General features: G+C 71.3%; 11 protein-coding genes. 3 read left to right on the top strand and 8 right to left on the bottom strand.

All coding sequences use genetic code 11. The features are described from left to right. Positions 1 to 44 precede the first annotated feature (44 nt). The gene (locus KME78_RS13780; protein WP_219529252.1) at positions 45 to 1,115 is read left to right on the top strand and encodes an acyltransferase family protein; all 1,071 of its coding nucleotides are present in this window, start codon (positions 45 to 47) and stop codon (positions 1,113 to 1,115) included. Here the strand turns inward: KME78_RS13780 and KME78_RS13775 are convergent. The 5 genes from KME78_RS13775 to KME78_RS13755 are packed head-to-tail and all read right to left on the bottom strand — an operon-like array spanning position 1,112 to position 7,523. Beyond that, a complete protein-coding gene (locus tag KME78_RS13775; protein WP_219529251.1) occupies positions 1,112 to 1,987 on the bottom strand; it encodes a Gfo/Idh/MocA family protein in 876 nt (291 codons plus the stop codon). The genes KME78_RS13780 and KME78_RS13775 overlap by 4 nt on opposite strands. Then, positions 1,984 to 3,279 (bottom strand): hypothetical protein, encoded by a 1,296-nt coding sequence (locus KME78_RS13770; protein WP_219529250.1) that lies wholly within the window; start codon positions 3,277 to 3,279, stop codon positions 1,984 to 1,986. Before KME78_RS13770 ends, KME78_RS13775 begins: the two co-directional genes overlap by 4 nt. A gap of 11 nt (positions 3,280 to 3,290) precedes the next feature. After that, positions 3,291 to 4,586 carry a hypothetical protein gene (locus tag KME78_RS13765; protein ID WP_219529249.1) on the bottom strand — a complete coding sequence of 432 codons (1,296 nt, stop codon included), beginning with the start codon at positions 4,584 to 4,586 and terminating at the stop codon, positions 3,291 to 3,293. Then, positions 4,586 to 6,679, bottom strand: coding sequence for a glycosyltransferase (locus KME78_RS13760; RefSeq protein ID WP_219529248.1), 2,094 nt, complete (start codon positions 6,677 to 6,679; stop codon positions 4,586 to 4,588). The genes KME78_RS13765 and KME78_RS13760 overlap by 1 nt, the downstream gene beginning before the upstream one ends. A 22-nt stretch (positions 6,680 to 6,701) precedes the next feature. After that, positions 6,702 to 7,523 carry a WecB/TagA/CpsF family glycosyltransferase gene (locus KME78_RS13755; protein ID WP_219529247.1) on the bottom strand — a complete coding sequence of 274 codons (822 nt, stop codon included), beginning with the start codon at positions 7,521 to 7,523 and terminating at the stop codon, positions 6,702 to 6,704. Positions 7,524 to 7,630: 107 nt separating this feature from the next. Between KME78_RS13755 and KME78_RS13750 the strand changes: the two genes are divergently transcribed. Beyond that, a complete protein-coding gene (locus tag KME78_RS13750) occupies positions 7,631 to 8,176 on the top strand; it encodes a dTDP-4-dehydrorhamnose 3,5-epimerase family protein (RefSeq protein WP_219529246.1) in 546 nt (181 codons plus the stop codon). Here the strand turns inward: KME78_RS13750 and KME78_RS13745 are convergent. Both KME78_RS13745 and KME78_RS13740 read right to left on the bottom strand, forming a co-directional pair. Continuing rightward, positions 8,115 to 9,470 carry an O-antigen ligase family protein gene (locus KME78_RS13745; RefSeq protein WP_308126955.1) on the bottom strand — a complete coding sequence of 452 codons (1,356 nt, stop codon included), beginning with the start codon at positions 9,468 to 9,470 and terminating at the stop codon, positions 8,115 to 8,117. The two genes, KME78_RS13750 and KME78_RS13745, sit on opposite strands and share 62 nt — an antisense overlap. A gap of 2 nt (positions 9,471 to 9,472) precedes the next feature. Continuing rightward, a complete protein-coding gene (locus tag KME78_RS13740; RefSeq protein WP_219529245.1) occupies positions 9,473 to 10,195 on the bottom strand; it encodes a hypothetical protein in 723 nt (240 codons plus the stop codon). Positions 10,196 to 10,304: 109 nt separating this feature from the next. On the opposite strand from KME78_RS13740, the gene KME78_RS13735 reads away from it, so the two are divergent. Then, a complete protein-coding gene (locus tag KME78_RS13735; protein ID WP_219529244.1) occupies positions 10,305 to 11,201 on the top strand; it encodes a DUF6492 family protein in 897 nt (298 codons plus the stop codon). Here KME78_RS13735 and KME78_RS13730 read toward each other — a convergent pair. Continuing rightward, positions 11,198 to 12,007, bottom strand: coding sequence for a hypothetical protein (locus tag KME78_RS13730; RefSeq protein ID WP_219529243.1), 810 nt, complete (start codon positions 12,005 to 12,007; stop codon positions 11,198 to 11,200). The genes KME78_RS13735 and KME78_RS13730 overlap by 4 nt on opposite strands. Between the last annotated feature and the right edge of the window lie 4 nt (positions 12,008 to 12,011).

Here is a 12,011-nt window from a genome sequence, read left to right as displayed (position 1 = left end):
ACCGATACACATCAGATGCATCGGACTCGCGGGGGAGCTGCGCAGTGGCCGAAGCGCCAAAAGAAGCCCGATCCCGGCTGAACGCCTTCAACCTGCTGCGCCTCCTCGGAGCGCTCGCGGTCATTGTCGAACACAGCTGGGTGCTCACCGGGCACGGCTCACCGCTGACACCGGCCAGCGGGATCGGCGTCGGCGGCATAGGCGTCGGCGTCTTCTTCCTCATCAGCGGCTATCTGATCAGCACGAGCTGGCTGTCGGACCCGTCGTTACGCCGCTACACGGTACGCAGGGCGCTGCGCATCTATCCCGCGTACGCGCTGGTCGTCATCGTCACGGCCCTGCTGCTCGGCCCGTTGGTGAGCGTGCTGCCCGCCGCCTCGTACTTCTCCGGCACCGGTGCCTGGAGCTACATCGCCAGAGGGCTGCTCATCCAGCCGGTGAGCTACTCGCTGCCCGGCGTCTTCCAGGGGCTCCCCTATCCGGGCGCGGTCAACGGGTCGCTCTGGACGATCTGGGTGGAGGTGCTCTGCTACATCGGCGTGGCCGTGATGGGCCTGCTGGGCCTGCTGCGGCGCCGGACGGTCCTGGTGGGGCTGGTGCTGCTCGGGCTGGCCGCCGCTTCGGCCGTGCATCTCACCGGCTACTCCGGTCCGCTCATCCCGCTGGTCGTGTCGGCCTACGCCGCGCAGCCCGTGGCGTTCTTCGCGCTCGGGATGCTGATCCGCGAGGTCCGCTGGGTCCCGCCGCTCTGGCTGACGGCCCTCGTGGTCATCGCGTGGCGGCTGCTGTGGGGCACGCCGGTGGCCAATCTGGCGGCGATCGCGGCGGTCACCTGCCTGACGTTCCTCATCGCCTTCCGCGCGCCGGCGTGGCTGCACCGTCCCACCGGCTCGTACGACCTGTCGTACGGCACCTACCTGCTGGCCTTCCCCGCCCAGCAGGTCCTGGTCCAGTCCGGCCTCCGGGAGCCCGTGCTCGTGTTGCTCGCAACGGTCGCCATCGTGCTGCCGCTGGCTGCCCTGAGCTGGCGGCTGCTCGAACAGCCCGCGCTGCGCCTGCGCCATCGCAGACCCGCCCCGGTCCCGGCCGCCGCGCCGGTCCCGGAGACCTCTTAGCGCGGCTCGGCCTGCGCCAGGAGCCGCTGCAGGTGCAGGCCCCGGTGCACGTCGATCTCGTGTGACCGCCCCGTCCGTACGGCGGTGGCGAACTCGCAGCGCAGGGTCGCCCTGGTCTCTATCGAGTCCTCCGGCAGCAGCTCGGAGTCGAGCACCAGCGTGCCCTCCGGGCCGTACAGCTCATAGCGGGTCCTGCGGCGTGGCGGGACCCGGCCGCTGATCGTGAGCTGGCTGATCACCTCGTTCTCGTGCAGGCAGGTCAGCGCCAGGAAGCCGGCCGCGTTGCCGGCCGGCCTGATCTCCGTGATGCGGCCCAGCGCCGCGTCGAGCAGGTCCAGGCCGTGCGGGCCGGTGTTGTAGAGCACGCCCGCGCGGGAGCGCCACGGGCTGTCGGCGAAGGTGTCGTCGAGGAACTCGCCGGTGGTCTGGCAGGCGCGGCCGCCGATGGCCGGGAAGTCGCGGGCCTGCTTCAGGAACTCGCGGACCACGGGACGGTAGCGGTTGGTGAGCACGAGCTGCGTGGCCACGCCCGTGGCGTCCACCGCGTCGGCCAGCGCCTGCGCGTCGCGTACGGTCAGCGCGATCGGCTTCTCCAGCAGCAGCGCCCGGCCCTGCCACGCCGCCTGCACGGCCATGACCGCCTGGACGTCGGGCGGGACGGCGAAGACCACGGCCTCGCTGCGCTCCAGCAGCCGCTCGTAGGAGGTGAAGGCGGGCACGCCGAACCGCTCGGCCAGCGCCTCCGCTGCCGGGGCCCGCCTGCTCCACACGCCCGCCAGCCGGGTCTCGGGCCCGGCGGCGAACAGGGGCGCGTGGAAGTCCCGCGCCCAGGGGCCCGCGCCCACCAGGCCCACTTCCACCGGCGCGCTCATGGCGTGACCTTGTAGACGTGGTAGCTGTTCTCCCGCTCGAAGGTGTCGGTGAAGCCGCCGTCCTTCACCGGAAGGGTCCGGTTCTCGAACAGCACCTCCACGCTGGAGGCCGAGGCCAGGGCTTCGGGCAGCCGCAGTGTCTGCGGTCCCGGCTGGACGCCCGCCTTGGGCATGGCGAACACGTACGAGGAGCCGTCGAGGTCCTTGAGCATGGTGTCGAGTCCCGGCGCGAAGGTGTGGACATAGGACTGGGTGTTCAGTACGGGCGCGAGCGTGCGGATCCGGCGGTTCAGCTCCGTCGCGACCGTCCTGATCCCCTGGGCGCACGGCTCACGCAGCACGTGCTGGGTCGGGCAGGGCCCGGCGAAGCTGTGGTTGAAGTAGATGATGCCGCGCGCCTCGTGGATGAGGGAGTTCATCACCGCGCCGGCCAACTCGTCGCCGGCGATCGAGCGCAGGCCGTTGGTGCCCGGCCAGCCGAGCTCCACGAACGCGTAGATCGGCTGCCTCTTGCCGTCGAGAGCGTCGAGCTGCCTGCCCCGGTCGACGACCTGGCCGTAGTTGGCGGCCCGCGGGCAGCGGTCACGGGGCAGCTTGAGGAAGTTCTCGGCCTCCTCGCAGATGCCGGTGTCGGTGTACCAGTACACGTCGGTGGACATGACGTCGGTGTAGCCGTTGACGAACTTCGTCGCCTCGCCGTCGTTCTCCCACATGGCGATGCCCTTGCCGTAGTTGGCGTAGTGCAGGCGGCCGTCGTTCTTGGGCAGCTTGTCCTTGAGCGTGCGCATCGCGGTGTAGCCGCAGGGCGGCTTGTCAGGCAGGCACACCTGCCCTTCGCCGCCGTACTTGCCGCTCCAGACGCCGTCGCCGGGCCCGGCGAACATGTCGGCCTCGTCGGCGATCATCCAGCCGACCGTCTCGCTGCCCGATCCGGCCAGGGGCTTGCTGGTGATGGCCGACATCCCGTTGCTCCGGACCAGGCCCATGTCGCTGTTGGCGGTCAGCTCGACGTAGGTGTTGAGCCCGGCCTCCTTGTCCATCCGCACGTCGCGTTCGTCGACCACGGACTCGAACCAGACCCCGATGGGGAAGAACGACGGATCGCTCCAGCCCGCGGCGGCCGGCGCGGCGAACCGGCCGTAATAGGCCGGGCCCCCGTCCCAGGGGACGCGCGGCAGGCCCAGATCGTCGCGGGTCGACTTCGCCCCCGCGATGACCCAGCCCACGGCGATCACCAGCACGACGGTGATCGCGATCAGCAGGATCCGTCTGTTCGTCGTTCGAGAAGACATAGCCCTCCCAGCTACGGGGCGATCCGGTAGACGTGATAGCTGTGCTCCGCGTCGAAGGTCTCGGTGAAGTGTCCCGCCTTGTCGGCCTGGATGGTCCGCTTCTCGAAGACCTCCTCGACGCGGCCCGACGCCGACAGATCGCTGGGTACGGTCAGCACGTGCCGCCCCGGAGCCTGGCCGCGGCCGAGCATCGCGAACAGGTAGGTGGCGCCGTTGTGGCGCTTCAGCATGGTGTCCAGCTCGGGGGCAAAGTCGTAGGCGTACGACTGGGTGTTGAGCACCGGCGCGAGCCGTTTGATCCGGCCGTCGAGTTCGGCGACCCCGCGCCTGACCGCCTTCCCGCAGGCGCGGCGGAGCACGTTGTCCACCTGGCAACCCGGTCGCGTGCCGTGCGCGTCGTAGACGATTCCCCTGGCGCCGTGGATCAGCGCGCTCATCGCCGCGCCGCCCACCTGCTCGGGCGTGAGGCCGGAGAGCGCGATGATCGCGAAGACCGGCTGCCGTCGGCCGTCGGCGGCGTCCAGGGCGCGCAGCCGCTCGACGGTCGCGCCGTAGTTGGCGGCCAGGCGGCACTGGGCCGCCGGGAGCTGCAGCCACCGGGTGGCCTCCGCGCAGACGTTGGCGTCGCCGTACCAGGAGACGTCGGCCGCGACCACGTCGGTGTAGCCGTTGACGAACTTGGCGGCCTGCGCCTCGTCCTCCCAGTAGGCCACGCCCTTGCCGAAGGAGGCGTACCGCAGCCGGTCGCCCTTGGGCAGGCGCGCGGCGAGCGTACGCAGGACGGTGTAGCCGCACGCGGTGAGCACGGGGGCGCACACGGGCCGGTCGAAGCCCCGGGCGCCCGTCCACCGCCCGTTGCCGGGCCCCGCCCACACGTCGGCCTTGTCGGCGATCAGCCAGCCCACGGTCTCCGCGCCCGCGCCGGGCAGCCGCCGGCTGGTCAGCGCGGTCATGCCGGACTGCCTGAGCAGCGCGGGGCGGCTGCCGTCGGTCAGCTCGACGTAGGTGTTGATCCCGGCCGCCCGGTCCAGCGCGATCTCCCTGCCGGTACGCGCCGAGGCGAACCAGAGCCCCACGGGGAAGAACCCCGGACGGGTCCAGCCTCCCTGCACGGCCGCCGCCGAACCCGCGTAGGCGGCCGGGCCGCCTTCCCACGGCACCGCTCTCAAGGCCATCGTCAGAGCGGGCAGCGTGCTCGCCACAGGCTTCGGCGGCACGGACCGCAGCCACAGCCAGCCCCCGACGGCCACCGCCGCGGCGGTCAGGAGCGCCGCCCACTGCGCGATCGTCGTCAGCCTCACCTTCATCACCGCACGTCGGACGGCTGCTCGGCCAGCGCCATGAGATCGGCCGCCCGCGCCGACCAGGAGGCGTCGGCCAGCGAGCCGCGCAGCGTCTCAGGCGACTGCGGGCCGCCTTCGGCCAGGCAGACGCGGATGGCCTCGATGAACTGCTCCGGGGTCGTCGCGGTCCTGACCCGGCCGGCGTAGTGGGCCAGCTCGTCGAACTCGGTGCTGACCACGGGCAGGCCGAGCGCCAGGAACTCCTTCAGCTTGATCGGGTTCGCGTGCTTGATCCACTCGTTGTCGAGCCATGGCATGATCGCGACGTCGAAGCCCGAGCCGTAGGCGGGGATCACCGAATAGGGGCGTAACCCCAGCCAGTGCACGTTGGGATGCTTCGTGAGCCGCTCGATCTGCCCGTTCGCGTCGCCGACGAGCACGAGCGACGCCTCGGGCAGGCCGATCGCGACCTGTTCCAGCAGGTCGAAGTCCACCACGAAGTCGTCCAGGGCGCCGAAGAAGCCGATCCGCGGCCCAGGGACGGCGCGCAGGTCGGCGGGCTGCCGGTCGGCCGGGACGCGGCTGAAGTGCTCCAGGTCGACCCCGTGGTCGAGGAAGCGCGCCCGCGTGCCCGCGATCGGGCGTTCCTCGGCCATGAGCCCACGGCTGGCGTAGACCACGTGGTCGGCACGTTCCAGCAGGTCGCGTTCGAGGGTCTCGATGGTGTCCGTGTCGGACTCGGGGAAGGCGGAGTGGCGGTCCGAGCGGTTGAAGATCAGCGCGCGGCGGCGCATCGGGCGGACCACGTCCCAGGCGGTGGGGATGGTCACCACGATCACCGGCACCTTCAGGCCCAGCGCCCGGCAGACCGCCCGCACCTGCGTCCTGACCAGCCAGGCGTTCAGGCCGCGGCCCAGGCGCGAGCCGTACAGGGGGAGCGGGAGCGGCGACATCACCCACAGGTCGGGCTCCACCCGCCTGACGAACTTGGCCACACTGCGCAGCTTCCTGGCGATGCGCCGGAGCACGAAGGTGGAGCGGCCGGGCAACGGCATCCGCATGCCGATGCTGTTGACGATCAGCACCTTGCGCGATCCCGCGAGGTGCCGCATGAGCTGGAAGTCGGAGTGCGCCCGGTTGTGGTACCACCAGTCCTGGGCGGCGAAGCAGACATAGGCCGGCGGCGATAAAGGGCCGCCCGGCGGCGTGGGCCACTCGGCCATCGTCGCGAGCTCGCGGAGGGCCGCCCGGTGCCGCTCCCCCGCCCGCCGGCCGCGGGTGACGGCGCGCAGCGCCTCGTTCAGGGCGACCGCCAGGCGCATGAGCACCGCGCGGGGCCTGCCGTACCGCTGCCGGTGCAGCCGCACCCGGTTGGCGGCGGCGAGCGTCCACAGCGGGCTGGAGTTGGCCTGCTCGCCGCCGAGGTGGACGACCACGGCCTCCGGCTCGTAGCGGACCGTGAAGCCGAGGTCGCGGATCCGCAGCATGTACTCGGTCTCCTCCGAGTACAGGAAGTAGCGCTCGTCGAGCGGTCCGGCCGCGTCCAGGCAGGCGCGCGAGATCAGCCAGGCGGCGCCCGTCGCCCAGTCGGGCGTGCCCGGCCGCTCGTACTCCCGAGGGTCGACGACCAGCTCGCCCAGCGGCGCGTGGCGGCCCGCCCTGAGCCCGCCGAGCAGGGCCTCCCCCACGGCCCGCAGGACGGTGGGCCGCCGGCGCTGGGACAGCTGGAGCTCGCCGTCGGCGCCCAGCAGGCGCGGCACCGCGATGCCCGTGCCGGGCACGGCCAGCGCCTCGCGCAGCCGTCGCACCGAGCCGGGCCTGAGCCGGATGTCGGCGTTCAGTACGAGGACGTCGCAGCCGGAAGCGGCGGCGATGCCCGCGTTGACGCCGGCGGAGAATCCGCCGTTACGGCCCGTCCTGATCAGCTCGACGTGCGGTCCGGCCGCGAGCACCCGCTCCACCGTGTCGTCAGGGGAGTCGTTGTCCACGACGATGATCCGGAACGGGTCACCCTCGCGTAACACGGCGTCCAGAGAACGCAGGCACTCCTCGATGACCTGACCGCTCTGGTAGGTGACGATCACGATGGCAAGCGGAGGCCGCTCGGGAACAGTCATCAGGCAGACCAATCTGTGGGGATCAGGAGCGCCGGCCCGTGGCCAGCCGGTGCCACGCGGCCCCGGCCAGCAGCCTGAGCGCGAAGGGCAGGTCGTCACGGAGGTAGCGGCGTACCAGGCGGCGGGGTTCGAGGGCAAGTCTGAACAGCCATTCGCCGCCCACCCGCTGCATCCCGTCCGGGGCCCGGCGGAATTGCCCGGCGGCCATCGGGATGGCGGCGCCGCAGCCGAGGTACCAGGCACGCGGCAGTTCGGGGCGGAGCGCGGTGATGACGTGTTCCTGCTTGGGGAAGCCCAGGCCCACGAAGACGAGGTCGGGCCCGGCCGCGCGGACCTTCTCCACGATCTCCCCCATCCCCCCGGCGAGCCGCTCGAAGCCGAAGGGCGGCGCGTACACGCCGGCCACCCGCAGCCCCGGATAACGCTGGGTCAGCACCTCGCCGGCGGTCTCGGCCACCCCCGGCTCGCCGCCGAGCAGGAACACCGACCGTCCCTCGCGGGCGGCGACCTCGCTGAGGGTGTAGATCAGGGAGGCCCCGGTGACGCGGTCGGGCACCCGCAGCCCGCCGATCCGGGCCGCCCACACCACCGGCATGCCGTCGGCGACCACGAGCTCGGCGCCCGCCACGAGCCCGGCGAGCTCGGGGGCGCGGGTGGCGGCGCGGACGATGTCCACGTTGGCGGTCACGATCATGCCGCCCCGGCCGTCGCGCCAGGCCCGGGCGAGATGCTCGGCGACCTCCGGCTCGGTGATCGCGTCGATCCCGACGGCGCCTACCCGCGCGCGAGGCGCGACGGGTATGGCGCGGTTCTTTGGACCGTTCTCAAAAGAAGAGTGGCCCATCGGAATGCCGCACCCCCCGTCTGACGACTCACCCTTTTGACATCGGTATCGGGCTATATCCGTTACACGCTGGCGGCCGACAAAGGAGCGGGCCAGGATGTGTTCCCATGAGAGTCGAGCAAGGGGCACTCGCGGGAACGCTGCTGTTCATTCCGACCCCGCACAGCGACGAGCGCGGCCTGTTCACCAGGACGTTCGACGCCGAGATCGCGGCCGAGCACGGCCTGGACGGCGCGGCGTTCGTCCAGGACAGCCAGTCGCGCACGGTCAAGGGCGCGATCAGGGCCATGCACGGCCGCTCGGGCCGGGGCGAGGCCAAGCTGGTCCGGTGCGCCCGCGGCGCGGTGTTCGACGTGCTCGTGGACGCCAGGCCCGGGTCGGCCACCTTCGGCGAGCGGATGTCGGTGGTCCTCGACGACGAAACTTTCATCCACCTGTACGTCCCGCCCGGCCTGCTCCACGGTTACCAGGCGCTGAGCGACGCCGACGTCTGCTACCGGATCGACCGGCCGCACGACCCGACCGAGGACATCTCCGTGCGCTACGACGACCCCGACCTGGCCATCGACTGGCCGCTCCCGGTCTCGGCGATCAGCGCGCGGGATCTTTCGGCCGGCTCGTGGAAAGAGGCACGGCGGCGCCTGGAAGGCTGACCTCGCGGCGGGCGGCCCGCATCAGCGCCCCGGCCAGGCCGATGAGCAGGAACGACAGCGCGGTGGCCGTGCTGAAGGAGTTCAGGTCGAACGTGGCAGACCCCACCATCGGCACGATCAGGCAGGCGGCCAGCGTCAGCCCGAGGTCGCGGGTCTGGTCGTCTACGCTCAGCCGCCTGGCACGCAGCGCCGACCACATCCCGACGACGAAGAGGCCGACGAACGCCAGCACGCCGATCGCGCCGCCCTGCACGGCCGTCAGCAGATACTGGTTGTCGAAGACGGGATGGTGCGGCGGGAACCAGGTGCCGTTGCCCCTGCCCAGCAGGGGATGCTGGGAGAACTCCGCGATCGCCGTGGTGTAGTCGTTGGTCCGCCAGCGCAGGCTCTCGTCGTTGTCGAGGTTGGTGAACAGCCCGGCGATCGCGCCGATCAGGCCGGGGACGAGCAGCTTCATGACGACCAGGAACCCGGCGAGCGCGGCGGCCGCCCTGATGCGCCGGGCGTTGGGCCAGCCGAGGAACAGCACCGCCCCGGAGGCGGCCAGGCCCAGAACCGTCGAGCGCGAGGCGGAGAAGGCCATCCCGCAGGCGATCAGCGTCACCAGGAGCCACCAGCGCCGCTGCGGCTCACCACGTTCGCGCGCGCCGAAGGCGTAGTGGAGGGCGACCGGCAGCACCATCGCGGACACGACACCGAACTCGATGGGGTGCCCCGCGGTCGAGGCCACCCGGTTGAGCCCGTTGCGCTCCAGGATCGTCACTTCCACCGCCCGTACGCGGCTGCCCGGGATCTGCATGTACTGGGTCAGGTCGAACGACAGCACGAACTGGACCGCGCCGATCACCCCCATGATGGCCCCGGCCACCACCAGCGTCTTCAGCACCAGGTCGATCCGCTCACGGCTCGGCACCCCGTCCACGCCGATCAGCGAGATGCCCACCATCGCGACCGCGATGACGAGCACGTGGTCGGACAGGTCCAGCTCGTACGAGGGCAGGAACCCGGCCGTCGCGTAGGCGTAGGTCGCCACGAAGGCGAGCGCGTAGAAGTAGATCGCGTACCGCACCGCCGTCGGCCCCTTGGCCGCGCCGAGCGTACTGGTGAGGTGCGCGCAGAACCACCACACGGCGGCGAACAGCCCGATGGCCTCCGCGTAGGTGAGGTCGAACGGCAGGCCGCCGATCACCTGACGGGCGGGCACCAGCATGAGGACCACGGTGAAGATCGCGCACAGGGTGGCGGCGTCGGCCCGGTGCGGCACCGGCCGGGCGATGGACCGCTCTATGGCCACGTTCAACGCTGCAACACCGCTTCCTCGGTCCTGGTGCCGGTCTCGGGCGCCGATTCCGGCTCGCCCTCCTCCCGCCTGCGCCGCAGCCCGGCCATGACGCTCTCGGTGCAGAAGGAGGCGCCCAGCGCGGCGGCCACGCCCAGCGCGAACACGGCCGCGGCGCTGCGGATCTTCCCGCCGCGCTGCGGCTGCGGCTCGGTCGGGGCGACCATCTCGTTCAGGTTGATGTACGTCTCGGGCGGGGCCTTCAGGGTCTCCTGGCGCCGTTTCAGCTCGACCTTGGCCCGCTCGGCGACCCTGACCACGATCGCCCGCGCGTCCTGGGGCGCCCGGCTCGTACCCTCGATGACCACGAAGGGCGCGCTGATGAGCAGCTCGGGATTGGGGTGGCCGTTGTTCACCTTGTACGTGGTGTCGCCGTCCGCCCGGATCCCCATCTGGTCGGCCACCTCCTTGGTGTTGAGGATCTGCACCAGGATGGAGGCCGACATGTTCAGCCCGCCGTCGAAGTTCAGCAGCGGGTTGATCAGCGGGTTGGGATTCTTGGGGTTCGGCGGCCGGTACGACCCGTTCGGCGGCACCGTGAGCACCATGAGCGTGGTCGAGGTGTACTGGACGGGGATCTGCGTGTAGACGCCGTAGGCGGCGGTCAGCGTCAGCAGGAACGCGGGAGCCGCGACATACCAGCGACGCAGGAGGACGGCGATCGCTCTCCAGAAGTCCAACACAGCCCCCCAGGCTTCTCACACCCGTACGACAAGCCATCGCCGAGGCTGCGACCAGCGTTACTTATGACGTGTAACGTGCCAAAGCCTCCTCCCGATAGAGGGTGACGTGACCAAGCCCTTGAACTCGCTGGCCGTCGTCACTCCCAGCTACGGACCTGACGCGGATCAGTTCGCCGATCTGCACCGCTCCGTGCTGGAGTACACGCCCGAGGACACCGTCCACCACGTCTTCGTGCCGCGTGCCGACCGGCAGCTGTTCGCCGCGCACGAAGGGCCCCGTTGCCGGGTCAGGACCGTGGGCGAGCTGCTGCCGAAGCGCTACGTCAAGGTGCCCCGGCTGGGCATGTGGGTCAACGTCCTGCGGCCCTGGCCGCCCGTACGCGGCTGGGTGATGCAGCAGATCGTCAAGCTGGCGGCCACGGCGGCGATGGACGCGGACGTGGTCCTGGTGGCCGACTCCGACGTGGTGCTCGTCCGGCCGACGACGGCCCAGCGCGCCCTGGTCGGCGGCCGGCCGCTGCTGCACCGGCTGGAGGACGGGGTGCACCCGCTCATGACGCGCCACGTGCTGTGGCACCGGGTCGCCCGCGAGCTGCTCAGGCTGCCGCCCCCGCCCGAGCCGCCGCTGCCCGACTACATGAGCCCGCTCACCTTCTGGGACCCCGCCATCGTGCGGGGGCTCCAGCGGCGGCTCACCGAGAACATGGGGCGGCACTGGGCCGACGTCTTCGGGTCCAGGCTGCACGTGTCGGAGTTCATGCTCTACGGCCTCTTCGTGGACGAGGTGCTCAGCCCCCCGGGCGGGCGTCCGCCGTCGGACACCTCCCTGTGCCACAAGTCCTCCGACGAGTCGCCGATGGACCTGCCGACCGCCCTGGCCTTCGCCGATCGCCTCGGGCCCGGGGCGATCGGCATGATGGTCTCCGCCAAGTCGGGGACCCCGCGAGAGGTACGGCAGGCGGCCATCAAGCGCTGCGCCGAGGTCGCCAACCGGGTCTCCTAACCCGCGTGGTTGTCCCGCTCGGACTTGCGCGGGTCGGTGCCGGCGTTCAGCAGCTCGCTCGTGATCCGGGCGAACTCCTCCGTCGGCGGATCGTCGTTCTCACGGTCCGCCGACGAGCCCTCGGGGGCGGACGCGCCGGCGGGAGATCGGCCGTTGAGCGCGGGCCCCTTCGCCGCTTCCGGCTCGATGGCGACAGGTGCGGCGTCGTCCGCTTCGTCCTCAGCCGGTCCCTCCGGAGCGGGCCGGCCGCGAAGGCGGCGGACCCACATCAGGTAGGCCCCGCCGAAGCCGAGCAGCAGGGTCACGACCAGCACCTCGACGGCCAGCTGGAGCTTGCCGGTGCCGTCGTACTCGACCGGGATCAGCGCCACGTTGTTGACCGCGATGAACGTGCTCTTCGGCGCGCCGAGCGAGCTCTGGTAGCTGGTCAGCTCCTCACGCAGGCGGCGCTCGGCCCGTTCGAGGATGGCCTTGGCGGTCGCCTCCACCGGGTCCTCGACCGCGATGTGGATGAACGGCCCCTGCGTCACGACGCCGAGCAGGTCGGCGTTCGACCGGCCGTCATCGATGACGATCTCGGTGCTGCCGTTCTCCGCGATCCCGAGCTTGCGCAGCTCGTCCTTGCTGTTGAGCGCCAGGATGAGGATGCCCGCGACCGTCCGCAGCCCGTCGTTGTACTGCAGCAACGGGTTGGTCAGGCCGACCGGCTTGGCCGGGTCCATCGACAGCGTGCCACCGGACGGCGGCGCGGTCAGGATGAGCGACGACTCCGTTTTGTAACGCGGCGAACCCAGGAAGAACGCCACTGTC

The sequence above is a fragment of the Nonomuraea guangzhouensis genome (assembly GCF_019396345.1).
GTDB classification, from domain to species: domain Bacteria; phylum Actinomycetota; class Actinomycetes; order Streptosporangiales; family Streptosporangiaceae; genus Nonomuraea; species Nonomuraea guangzhouensis.
Note: the sequence above shows the minus strand (reverse complement) of the source record. Positions and strands in the feature narration are given on the sequence as shown.

Excerpts from the sequence above, each read along its gene's own strand:
- KME78_RS13770 (WP_219529250.1), bottom strand. The coding sequence starts at position 3,279 with ATGTCTTCTCGAACGACGAACAGACGGATCCTGCTGATCGCGATCACC.
- KME78_RS13775 (WP_219529251.1), bottom strand. The coding sequence starts at position 1,987 with ATGAGCGCGCCGGTGGAAGTGGGCCTGGTGGGCGCGGGCCCCTGGGCG.
- KME78_RS13755 (WP_219529247.1), bottom strand. The coding sequence starts at position 7,523 with ATGGGCCACTCTTCTTTTGAGAACGGTCCAAAGAACCGCGCCATACCC.
- KME78_RS13750 (WP_219529246.1), top strand. The coding sequence starts at position 7,631 with ATGAGAGTCGAGCAAGGGGCACTCGCGGGAACGCTGCTGTTCATTCCG.
- KME78_RS13765 (WP_219529249.1), bottom strand. The coding sequence starts at position 4,586 with ATGAAGGTGAGGCTGACGACGATCGCGCAGTGGGCGGCGCTCCTGACC.
- KME78_RS13760 (WP_219529248.1), bottom strand. The coding sequence starts at position 6,679 with ATGACTGTTCCCGAGCGGCCTCCGCTTGCCATCGTGATCGTCACCTAC.